The organism is Legionella sp. ST3F1 (assembly GCF_048553315.1).
Lineage (GTDB): Bacteria > Pseudomonadota > Gammaproteobacteria > Legionellales > Legionellaceae > Tatlockia > Tatlockia donaldsonii.
In genome coordinates, this window is record NZ_JBLZIO010000026.1 from 14017 (window position 1) to 25047 (window position 11031).

Consider the following 11031-nt stretch of genomic DNA (forward strand, 5'->3'; position numbering starts at 1 on the left):
ATTTCCTAATTATTGTTCCCGCCAACTGATATCTAATTGTAGTCGCTGTAACGTATCTAAATAATCCGTGAGGGAAATCTGCCCCATACAGGCTGTAGCACCGGATAACCGCTGTTCTTCATCACTTAATCGCTCCGCGAGCAAAATCGCCGGGATACAGGGTATATAGAGGCCATCTCCGTGTTTGGCGTAAATATCAAAGCGTATTTGTTTAACCTGTTGCTGGTGATCCAATCCAGAGAGCTCCATATAAAAACCAGTATTATCATGGCCAAATGCATTGAACCAATGAGAGATTTTAAGGAGCGCTAAGGCAGATTTATCGAGAGAGGGAAAGAGATTAAGTCTAACCAGCCAGGACATAAAAAATAGAATTAACTGCAAGGTTCTTAATTCCAAACTCGCCTGAAAGCGAATGGTTTTTAACTGGGGATAACGTTCAGGAAACAAGGCTAAATCAGGGACATCACAATTACCGAGAAAGCGCTTATTCAATTGCCAGAATGGTTTTAATTGCAAATCTTGCCAGCCATAAATCAGCTGTTGTTTGCCATCAATCAGGGTATAAAAAGGTTTCCCGGCGTAACTTAGAACACCGGCCGTTGTTGCTAATCCCTGATTGGTTAATTGCGCCGTTGCGATGGCATAGTCCACTTTCTCCAGGACTGAAAATTGATCAAGATAATGGTCGATAACAGCGCTGGTTAATGCTGGTAAGGAGCTTGCGCCACTGCAAATGAAAAGATTTTTCTCCGTGGCTTCCGAGTCCAGTTTAGAGATGCCATCCACAAAATCCCGCGAATCAGCCAAATCAATGTAATGACAACCTTGATCTAGACAGGCTTCGGCAACTCGATAGTCCTGGCCTTGGAAAGGACCAGCAGTATGAATAACAATATCGGGTTGAACTGCTGCAAAGATCGTTGCCAGGTTTTGCGAAATATCGCAGCGAATAGCCTGGGCAGGATGAATCGGCGCCAGGGTTTTAACAAAGGCCTGCGCCTTCTCAAGGCGTCGCCCGCCAATGATTAATTGGATATTGGGATTCGTACTCAACACCTTTGCAATGTAACGGCCAAAATTGCCGTACCCACCAAGAATGAATACTTTTTTTATTTTCATTTCAATATCTCTGAAAAACTTCTTGCGCCGACGCTTATTTGTGCCCTCACTATAATTAACAAACGTCCAATCTCAAAATGGAAATTTATTCTTTATTTTTTGACCGTAATAATTGACGTCGATGACACGCTGTCTCTTTAATCAGATCTAAAGCCATCGCAGGATTGCTATGCTTCCCGGTCAACCGAAACCGGGCCGGCGTGTATGCACCATGAATTAACAGGTGGCGAATACCTGGAGGAAAGGAGTCGGGATTGGGTGCGATACCCAAGCGCTCAGCCAAGGACAGTGTAAATTGTACTTCGTCGCGATGGGTTGGTGTTTCCGCAATTTCTTTTAGCATCTGCTCGGTTGAGGGCAAGGTATATCGACCGCTAAATACGGCACAAGCCAATTCTGCCTGGAGTTCAGCCAGTGGGAATACCGCCCCACGCGCCCCCGGGTACATACCAATAAAAGCAATGCCCTTAAAGTCGGTGGGAAAGGTATCTTCATAAAGGGGGGATTTTAAGCGCAACGCGTCGGGCAGGAAAGATAAATTTCGCTGATAACCGGTGCAAAAAATGACGACGTCAAAATCAAGGCACTCACCCGTTTCCAGCATGACACTGGTTTTGTTGAAATGCTTGATATCACCGCGTACAGGTTTCAGTTTACCGAGACGAACCCAATGCAAATACTCCTCTGCAATAACAAAATCGACGGGTGAGTGAGGGTACATACGCCATTCAGGAAATTCATTTTGCTCAGCACAATGCTCAAGCATCCGTTGATAGTGTTCTTCGTTTGAAAGTACCTCCTGTGCACTCGCATAAGATTTCAAAAGATCTCTCGGCAGCAGAGGGCCATTATTTTTGGGATCGGAGGAGCGGTATCTTTTGATCATCCAACGCTCTTTACGAATTAAGTGAGTCACCGAGGTAATTTTTGCCAATTCCTCTGCAATGGAAGTACCACTTAACGAACCGCCTACCACTAACACCTTTTTATCTTTAAAGGGTTCTGGACCGCGATATTTGGCGCTATGGAGCCAGTTGTCTTTTAATTTCTCCAATCCTTGAAAAGGGGGAATAAAAGGATGCGAAAACTTACTGGTGCAAATCAGGACGGAGTCGAAGGATTCTTCTTGAGTTTGCTTACGATCGGTTTGCCATCGAACAAGCCAGTGTTTATCTTTAGGGATTATTTGAATAATTGGTGAGTTAAATCGAATAGAACGCTCAAGCTTATGATGCTGGGCATAATGACATAAATAGTCATAAACCTCTTGAGTGGTGGGGAAATCACTGGCCTCCTTAGGCCAACTGAAATCAGAAAAGGTTCCTGTATGACGAGAGATATTAACCCGCATGCCTGGCCAGGCAGTACTGGCATCATCAATGCTTCGTTCATCCGGACCCCAAACGCCACCTAGCCGATAGGACATTTCAAAAAGGGTTGGGGCTAATCCCTCTTTAATGGCTGCTACAGCAGAAGTCAGGCCTGATGGACCCGCGCCAATAATAGCTAATTTGTGCATCTTTCTCTGATCCAATACTGAGAAAAACTTATCAAAAGAATCGTTGCTTAGTAGAGAATAGATGATAAGGGTAAACTTGTCTGTTTGCGAATACCATTAGCCTGATTAGTCAATTTCTCGTCAGGGCTCGCCCTTTGTATTTTGTCATTCAGGATAATACTTACTCTCTCCAGCGCCTAACGCTTGTTGGCTTTATGACTAACCTGTCAACTCTTGCCCTGTCGACTCTTTCTCCTTCCGCACCGCCTGAAATTTCCTTCAGCTCTTTATCAGATAATTTATTTAACTTTTTCTCGGTGGGTTGTTTGTCTTTTCTCTTTGTCATCGTGGTTCTCCGTGTTAGGTACTAAGAAAATTATAGACCACACGATCAATACTTGCTCACTCCTGCAAGAGGCGAAAGGTTGAACAAAAGCTATACCAACTGTTAAAATCGAGAGATTAATTTTTCATAGATCGCTTTTTTGTAGACATTTTGCATGCCTTTATCACCAATAAATCAACTAAAAGACTCCTTCTTTTACAAAGCCCCCAGGCAGCAAAGCCATTTTGATTTTAGGGCTGATGATTTTACCTTAAATCAACTGGATGCAGAGTTTTCGTCGATGTATCAGCTCTTTATTTCCAATAAAACCCGTTGGGAAAATGACCGTGAAAATGAAATCGTCCTCATGGTAGATGCATTGTGTGATTTGATGATTCACTATTACGAATCCCATTCTGTGCAAGCGAAGTTAGATGATCTTAAGAAAAAGAAACGTGACATAACGATTTTTAGAAACAATAATCCCTTATCCGACAATCAAAACGATAACAATCCGGCCAGCACCTTTCTCTGGAATAAAGCGATCGATAAGTTCCTGGATTTTGCCCGTTCCTTAATTAGTACAGCCAAATTAAATGACCATTTGTCTCATTTAGATGACTATCGTACTTATTGGAATAACTGTCACAATCTTGCACACCATGTCGTGCTGTCGCTGCAACCTGCACTCCCTGATTTTATTCAGGGGATAAACAGGAAAATGGGAAACCATTATAGTCCGGATGAGTTCCTCCAAATACTCAATAAACCCAATAATTTTTTATCCGCCCTCAGTGTGGGAATCTATTCCTTCCGTTTCATGATTAATCTCGTGATGATGTGCAAATATACTCTTCAGGCTCATCTGGGTAACCAATTATCCAGTGAAAAAGTTTTTCAGGATGAGCTGGAACAACGTGGTTTTACCATGCTAAATGACATCGTTTGGGGTACCGTCAATTTATTAATATATCGCCAGGAAATGTTTCGTTTATCAACAGCAGCGATAGTCAATACCGTTGCTGTTTCTTTGGTTTTTAATGTCGCCCTGGTAGTAAGCCATTGGTTATTTGACGCAACAAAGCATCATCACCGGATCCAGGAATTAGAAAGACAAACAGAAAATCTGCCTGCCGATTCGCAAAAATTGGCAATCATTAAGCGACAAATGGATATATTACAGGATGAATGGGACGCTCAATCGGCCTATTATGCTTTTAACTTCACTGCGGCCTGCTGTCAGGCCGTTGGATTTGGCGTGATTTTCCTGTTGTTTGGCGGTCTTTCCCTGACTTATGTGTTCAGTATGATGTTAGGCTCTGCCTTATACGCCACTGCCAATGAATTCAAACAGTGTGCCCAGGCAAACCTCGCTGTACAACGGGAGTTATTAAACGGTCAACAGATCAATGACCCAACACACCAGAAACTACTCACAGAATTAACCGTAGAGCGCCATAACGCCAATGCCAATTTCTGGAAAAATCTAGTTTATAATACAGCCGGGCCGACTTTTATCGTCACGGTCGCTGCCATATCCTGGCCCGCTGCTTTACTCATTACAGCAGCCTACATGGCTTATCAATCAACGCATACCAATCAACAACCGCGTTCTGAAGCGCATCAGGATAAATCTGGCATTTATCGTCTATTTACTCCCCCGCCTAAGGCTGACAATCATGGCAGGTTGGGAAATGGAGTACCTCTACCACAGTACGGCGCTTATTAAAATCCCATTTCGGACGCTTCGAAGGATAAGACATGCCGATCAATCACGATGATTGACGATGCTACAATGTTTAATTTGTCATTTGCCCTGGGTTTCACACAGGGCTTGCAAAATATCAAGAAAAGGTTTGGTCGCTGCACCAAGGCGGCCATCCTTGAGGATCTCTAACTCCCGTGCCGTAATGGCACTTTTATTAATCCCATCCAATATATCGATCACTTTGTTTGCTGTACAAATCTTGTCTTCAGCATTAAAGCGTGATTTCCACCACATCAATTTATATCTGAATTTTAACGGATCAGGATTTGTATTGGTTTCGTCGGAGCTAACTTCTGCATTTGAAACACTCTCAGCCTCTTCCGCCCTTGCTTTGATGTAGCATTGCAAAACGTATTTGAGCCTATCCGCAGGAGCCGCAGACTCGGCAGGTTTGGTATAGGTTGTTGCAATTGCTGCGGAACAGATTTGTTTAAACGCTTGCTCCTGACTCAAGTTTTCTTCCCGACCCCCTGCCTGAGGAAATGGCAACTCATTGACGGGGCCTCCCCCTCTTTTGAATTGACTTAATTCGTCTAATTCCTCCTGATGAAGCTCTCCTTCTGGATGGTGTATAGCTAACTCCCTAAGAGGGGGATACTCGGAACAGTAAGGATAATAAATAGTCTTCCCGGGAGACTGAGTGAAATCATGTAATTTTCCCGGCTCCCTATTTAATTCGAAAACGATATCCAGGGTGGGATCACAGATAACCCTATCCTCATCACTCCCCAAACTGACTACAATATGACTGCTGCCATTGACCCCAAGGACAGCCAGATTCATTTCTGCAAGTTGTTGGGGGTAATTGTTCTGGATATAGTGGAAGGCCAGTGTGGCAAATTCGCCACACTGGCCTATTCCTTTTTCTAAAACAAAGAGTTCAAGGGCGTGCCTTCTAATTGACTGACCGCGTTCAGAGTATTCGTCCACCCCTTTATACTGACAAAAAGCTTCCCATAACTTATCGGCTTGGGCTCGCATAGCAGCAACGTTTTGCTCATAAAGCGCTGAAGAGTTTTCTTCCAGTTCATCGCCGCCAGGTGTATCGCCTTGCTTTATATATTCCCTGGCATGTGCACAGGCATCTCGCGCGATATTCAGAAGCTCAGCGTTATTCATAGAGAAAAATAGGGCAATTGATTGATCATTATATACGATGTATCCACTCTTTGCTGGCTCCTGAAAAGTCCCTCTTTTTGTTTAAAGTCATAGCCAGGTCGGATCAAACACTTTCTGAAGCCAATAAAACCCGGGCCTTTATCACCGATTTACTTCCCCTGCCTAAGGCCAAAATCATAATGGTTTTACCGATGATTCCTTTACAACGGTGCGACGCTTGTTAAAATCCAGGTTCTGACGCACGAGTTAGGAATAGGACATGCCGATCAATCATGATGAATTACGATGCTACAAAGAAATCGAACTCAGTGAGCAGGGGAAACTGCAATTCTTTTTAAATAAACACAGCACTAAAGAGGGAACCTGGGGTCTTTTGCAACTACGGGAAGGTGAAGCCGATTTTATTTTCCTTAATGGCGCTGAAGAAGAATTAGCCCGGCATCGACTTAATCAGCAGGAACCCCAATTATTAATACCACCGGCTTCCTGGCATAAAATTATCCCCCTCAGTGACAATTGGAGTGCATCACTCCAGTTTTACTGCAAGCCGCAGCGCTATTTTTATAAAAAATATGGTCTTGCTCCGATCCATAGTGATTTATTGCAGGTGTACCAGACGTATCTTCACCAGCAAGAAAAAATGGCCGTGCTGGATGTAGGATGTGGCTCCGGAAGGAATCCCTTATTTTTGGCCTCATTAGGGCATTCCGTGACGGGCATGGACATCAATGAAACCGCCATGCAGCAAATAACTGAGATAGCTCAGAAGGAGGGGCTGACAACGATTCAAACGATTATCCAGGACTTTAATTTGCCATTAAATCCCGGCCATCAAGCCTATGATTTTGTCTACTCAACGGTTACCTTGCAATTTTTAAATGCGAAACGCATCCCGGCTTTGTTAACTGAACTCCAACAAATGACCGCTCCTCAAGGCTTTCATTTCCTGGTTTTTCCAATCAAGGCAGAGCCCTATCTTTACCCTTCATCGTTTACTTTTTTGGCAGAAAAAGACGAGCTGTATCATTTTTACCAGGACTGTGGCTGGTCAATTCTGGAATACAAAGAAACGGTAGGCAACCTTCATAAATTGGATGAGCATGGTAAACCTATCCAGGGATTATTTGGTTTCTTATTTGCGCAAAAACGGAGATAACAACGGATTAAATCAGAAAAAGGCAAAACGAATCAGGAAAAGCCAAAGCAACGCTTTGGCTGTCTTGCAAAAATAAGCGATCGTCAGGTTATCAATCTGAATACGGCAATCAATTTGTTTTAACCGCTTAATCAGTCGTAACCCTGGCAGGCATGCTACGTGCCCGTGCCAATTTTGGAAAAAATGGCCGCAATTTAATGAAGAACTCATAAGCCATTAATAGTGCACCAAGCGCAAAGACCACATCCCCGGGAAGGCGTAACCATTGCCATAACAAGGTGGTATTGTAAAACTCAAGACTTCTTGCGTGGGCAAGCCCATTTTCATAAACATCCATCAATTGAGCCCAACCAATGGGGAAGAAATTTAAAAAAATCCATAAAACCAGACCCGCATTATAAAGCCAGAATGCCCATACCCCTAAACGGTCACTCCAGATCAGTTGATTCCCTGCCGCATAACGCAGGCAAAAATAAATTAACCCCAGTGCGAGTAAACCAAACGCGCCGAATAAGGCGGTGTGGGCATGATTCAGGCTAAGGAAGGTACCGTGCTCGTAAAAATTGACTAGCGGGGCATTCAGTGTCCCGCCGCCGAATACCCCTGCTCCGACAAAATTCCAAAAAGCCGCGCCCAGAATATAAAGATAAGCCAATTTATAAGTAAAATTACCCTGTTTCCTGATGCGTTGATAATCCTCAATCGCATCAATAATTAACAGGACGAGAGGCAATACTTCAATAAATGAAAACATGGTTCCCAACGGTATCCAGATATCCGGTGTACCCGTCCAATACCAATGGTGTCCTGTACCAATAACGCCACCCAGAAAAATCAGGATTGATTCAAGAAGGACAATACGCTCCGCTAACCGTCTGGAAACTAATCCGGTACCCATTAAAAGATAGGCCGTGGCGCAGGCGGTAAAAAATTCAAAGGACTGCTCTACCCAAAGATGCACAACCCACCAACGCCAAAAATCAGTGATGGTGAAGGATTTTTCAATGCCCGTTAAAGGGATCATACCAAAACAATACATTACAGCGACGTTGATTGTGCTTGCCCAGAAAAGATGTTCCAGGCGGATTCGACCAGTCCAGAACTCCACGGTGGCTGTTTTTAGTTGCTCCCATGTCGGCCACATGCCCCTGAAAACAATAAAACTCCAGAGGAACAGGCCGATACAAAAGCCGATTTGCCAGAGCCTACCCAGTTGAATATAGGACAATCCTTGGTTACCCAACCAAAACCAGACAGGATTGACATAGCCCATAATGCCAAGATAATTCCCAAGAATCGCTCCACCAACCACCAATAGAGTGACCCAAAACAGCAAATCGACTAAAAACCCCTGTCCTTTGGTTTCCTTGCCGCTAATGATTGGCGCGAGAAATATGGCCGCGCTAATCCAGGAAAGCCCTATCCAGATAATGGGTGTTTGCGTATGGACATCCCGCAGGAAATTGAATGGCAAAAATGCATTAATAGAGAGGCCATAAAACCCATCCCGTTCGGTATAGTAGTGCGCCATGATCGCACCAACCAGGATTTGGGTTAATAGAAAAACGGCCACAATAGCAAAATACTGGTCCAATTTTCGCTGACTGTCTGTAAGCGGTTTAAAGCCTAAAAGGACAGGGCTCTTGACGCCCGTATCCACTTCGCTTAAGTAACGATGATAGACATAAAGCACAGCCCCAAGACCAAGGAATACAAAGCAAAAAGAAATCCAGGTCCAGCAGAAGGTTGCGGAGGTAGGGAGATTGCCCATGGTGGGCTCATGCGGCCAGTTATTCGTATAGGAATAATTTTTCCCAGGCCGGTGGGCAATGGTTGTCAGCGAAGAATAAAGTCGTGGGCAACCTATGTGCCCCTAGCTGATTTTATTGAACAAATTAGGCTTCTTTAGAAGCCACTTCCTATTGAACCCGCTTTTTTTATTGAAAATAAAAAGGCAGTTATGTATCATGCCCCCCTCATTGAAGTACCGGTTGTACCTCAGAAATATGGAAAAGGTTTTATACGTTCAACTCATGGATAAACTCTGGAAATTCTACAGTACCCCAACCCTACCCAGGTTGTTGGTTGTCTTTCCAAGTAAATTAAAGTGTGAATCCAAAGTTGTATGTCAGAATAAGAAAATTACAAATTACAAACCTCAAAGAATATCATTACTCTGTTATAGAGAGTGGTTCAGAAAGACAGATTATCCATATTTTTAGAGGGACGCTGATCAGTAACCGTTACCTGGTGATGCGTTAAAGGATAAAAGCATGTTAGAGTATTTTTCTGAAATAGAAATTGAGCATTTAAGAGCGCTCAAAGCAAACCTTTCGGTAAAGCCCAAAGACTATTTTTTTCATCGTATCGAGAATTTCGATGAGTTTAGGCAAATTAATGCCTCAATGTGGTTATGGCAGTGGCGGTATTTGTATTCCGGACTTACCCTGGTTGTTGAGACTTTTAAAGAACTGGTTAACGCAGTTTCTTCCTTGCTCACACTCCATTTTTCCGTAGCAGAAGAGCATTTCTATAAGGCACCAAAGGCTGCCTTGGCGGTACTTGCAAAACTCACGTTGGATATTGGTTTACTGTGTTTACACCTGACCCGTTTAACTACTCTTCTCATCGCTACTTTTTTTCCGCAGCTAACCTGGTTGAGCCTCACTGCTGCTTCATATGCGATGACTTTTTTGTCTTATCCCGTGCTGGGTACTCCTGGCTTGGTGATTGGGTTAGGGGCTTATACTCTGTGCGCCTCCCTTTTTATTCAGTCAGTTACTCATGAAAAACCCAAAAAATACAAACGACAATCGAACTGGCGTCAGGAGCTTGAAGATTTTGATAGTCTGCTTGATCAAGTTATTTCAGACAGACAACAGATTCGTCAGGTTTTAAATCAAGCTATAGAAGAAGAAAATATGGAGTTTTCCAAATTACCTCAATTAGATAAATCTCCTGGTAAGCAACAAAGATTTTTTTCAGATCCTGCTAAATTAAAAAAAGACTACCGGTTACTAAAAGGGGCATCTGAGACAACAAAAGAAATGAAAGAGACCATTGCGCAACTGTCTTTAGCTCTTGAATCTTATCCTGATTTTTGTTCTAAGCTCGCTGTCTCTGATCCTCATTATATAAGCCAAATTTACAAAGATACGGCTGAACATCATGCCACAGTATTGGCACTGGCTAAAGAAGTTTTGGGGCTAATTGAAAACTTAGGACATCAACGAAAGGGAATATCTGAAAATCGTACGGAATCACAATTTTCTTACCAATAATTTGTTAACTATCAATATATTAAAAATTAATAATAAAGTGCAATATGAAAATTAAATCAATACTAACAGGTACAGCATTGTCTGTAGGTACGGGAGGCCTGATTGCTAAGGGAGCTGCTGTCCTTCTTCATATAACCTTCCCCGCTGCTGCAACTTTGGGCTTACTAGTAGCAGGAGCATGTCAAATAAATAATTTAGTAGGGCTCATTAATGGTGAAAATGATGCGAAAGAGGAGTTCAAAGAAACCGAAGATTCGCGGAATGAAAAATTGGCTGAGAAAATAATATGTAAAGTGAAAGATAAGAAAAATAGTGAGAAACAGAGGTCACTAAATGATGTCGTGCAGCCGCAAATTGATGCTATGAAAATGGAAATTGATAGCGGTTTCAAGGCACACAATACTAGAATAACTAATCTCGAAGACCATGTGCATGAAAATCAGGCCAGATTAAATCCAGGAACATCCAGGGTCGATGATTCCCCTAGCCCGACTGGAGTTGACCTTTCCAAGCCAGAGAAAGTCGAACATCAATCTCCGGGACTACCCACAGCAGACTCTCAAGACAATTCAGCCAAGGCACTCACTCAACATGGCTTTTATGCAAGTTCAAATCAGAGCAACTTTAATCCCTCACCACAGGTAGCTGCCTCAGATACCTCAATGTCTCAAAGGAAAAAGCGCGTAGAGATCAGAATCTAACGTTAGTGCACTCCCAGGGGTGCCAATTCAGTTTTATACTAAAGCAAGGAACCGAAGGAAC

At 43.1% G+C, this 11031-nt stretch carries 8 protein-coding genes and 1 pseudogene; 4 read left to right on the top strand and 5 right to left on the bottom strand.

The window, feature by feature from the left end; all coding sequences use genetic code 11:
• Positions 1-9: 9 nt before the first annotated feature.
• The 3 genes from ACN4Z1_RS14640 to ACN4Z1_RS14650 form a co-directional block, all read right to left on the bottom strand.
• On the bottom strand, positions 10-1122 hold the full coding sequence (locus ACN4Z1_RS14640; protein WP_228363410.1) for a saccharopine dehydrogenase family protein: 1113 nt from the start codon (positions 1120-1122) through the stop codon (positions 10-12).
• Between the two features lie 85 nt (positions 1123-1207).
• Positions 1208-2641, bottom strand: coding sequence for a flavin-containing monooxygenase (locus tag ACN4Z1_RS14645; protein ID WP_228363411.1), 1434 nt, complete (start codon positions 2639-2641; stop codon positions 1208-1210).
• 160 nt (positions 2642-2801) lie between these two features.
• Positions 2802-2966: a bacteriocin gene (locus tag ACN4Z1_RS14650; RefSeq protein ID WP_228363412.1), complete on the bottom strand. Its 165-nt coding sequence runs from the start codon at positions 2964-2966 to the stop codon at positions 2802-2804.
• A 154-nt stretch (positions 2967-3120) separates the two neighbouring features.
• Here ACN4Z1_RS14650 and ACN4Z1_RS14655 point away from each other — a divergent pair, with 154 nt between their 5' ends.
• A complete protein-coding gene (locus ACN4Z1_RS14655; RefSeq protein ID WP_419388268.1) occupies positions 3121-4674 on the top strand; it encodes a hypothetical protein in 1554 nt (517 codons plus the stop codon).
• Positions 4675-4752: 78 nt separating this feature from the next.
• Here the strand turns inward: ACN4Z1_RS14655 and ACN4Z1_RS14660 are convergent, their stop codons facing one another.
• Positions 4753-5832, bottom strand: a complete 1080-nt coding sequence (locus tag ACN4Z1_RS14660; RefSeq protein ID WP_228363414.1) for a hypothetical protein — start codon at positions 5830-5832, stop codon at positions 4753-4755.
• A 259-nt stretch (positions 5833-6091) separates the two neighbouring features.
• On the opposite strand from ACN4Z1_RS14660, the gene tehB reads away from it, so the two are divergent.
• Positions 6092-6988, top strand: a complete 897-nt coding sequence (tehB, locus tag ACN4Z1_RS14665; RefSeq protein ID WP_228363415.1) for an SAM-dependent methyltransferase TehB — start codon at positions 6092-6094, stop codon at positions 6986-6988.
• A 127-nt stretch (positions 6989-7115) separates the two neighbouring features.
• Here tehB and ACN4Z1_RS14670 read toward each other — a convergent pair.
• A pseudogene (locus ACN4Z1_RS14670) lies at positions 7116-8840 on the bottom strand (cbb3-type cytochrome c oxidase subunit I); the annotation flags it as partial.
• A 421-nt stretch (positions 8841-9261) separates the two neighbouring features.
• Here ACN4Z1_RS14670 and ACN4Z1_RS14675 point away from each other — a divergent pair.
• Both ACN4Z1_RS14675 and ACN4Z1_RS14680 read left to right on the top strand, forming a co-directional pair.
• Positions 9262-10269, top strand: coding sequence for a hypothetical protein (locus ACN4Z1_RS14675; protein WP_228363417.1), 1008 nt, complete (start codon positions 9262-9264; stop codon positions 10267-10269).
• A gap of 44 nt (positions 10270-10313) precedes the next feature.
• On the top strand, positions 10314-10970 hold the full coding sequence (locus ACN4Z1_RS14680; protein WP_058445757.1) for a hypothetical protein: 657 nt from the start codon (positions 10314-10316) through the stop codon (positions 10968-10970).
• Positions 10971-11031 lie beyond the last annotated feature (61 nt).

What these genes read in the sequence shown, in the direction of transcription:
- ACN4Z1_RS14640 (WP_228363410.1), bottom strand. Translation starts at nt 1,122, where the DNA reads ATGAAAATAAAAAAAGTATTCATTCTTGGTGGGTACGGCAATTTTGGC.
- ACN4Z1_RS14645 (WP_228363411.1), bottom strand. Translation starts at nt 2,641, where the DNA reads ATGCACAAATTAGCTATTATTGGCGCGGGTCCATCAGGCCTGACTTCT.
- ACN4Z1_RS14650 (WP_228363412.1), bottom strand. Translation starts at nt 2,966, where the DNA reads ATGACAAAGAGAAAAGACAAACAACCCACCGAGAAAAAGTTAAATAAA.
- ACN4Z1_RS14655 (WP_419388268.1), top strand. Translation starts at nt 3,121, where the DNA reads ATGCCTTTATCACCAATAAATCAACTAAAAGACTCCTTCTTTTACAAA.
- ACN4Z1_RS14660 (WP_228363414.1), bottom strand. Translation starts at nt 5,832, where the DNA reads ATGAATAACGCTGAGCTTCTGAATATCGCGCGAGATGCCTGTGCACAT.
- tehB (WP_228363415.1), top strand. Translation starts at nt 6,092, where the DNA reads ATGCCGATCAATCATGATGAATTACGATGCTACAAAGAAATCGAACTC.
- ACN4Z1_RS14675 (WP_228363417.1), top strand. Translation starts at nt 9,262, where the DNA reads ATGTTAGAGTATTTTTCTGAAATAGAAATTGAGCATTTAAGAGCGCTC.
- ACN4Z1_RS14680 (WP_058445757.1), top strand. Translation starts at nt 10,314, where the DNA reads ATGAAAATTAAATCAATACTAACAGGTACAGCATTGTCTGTAGGTACG.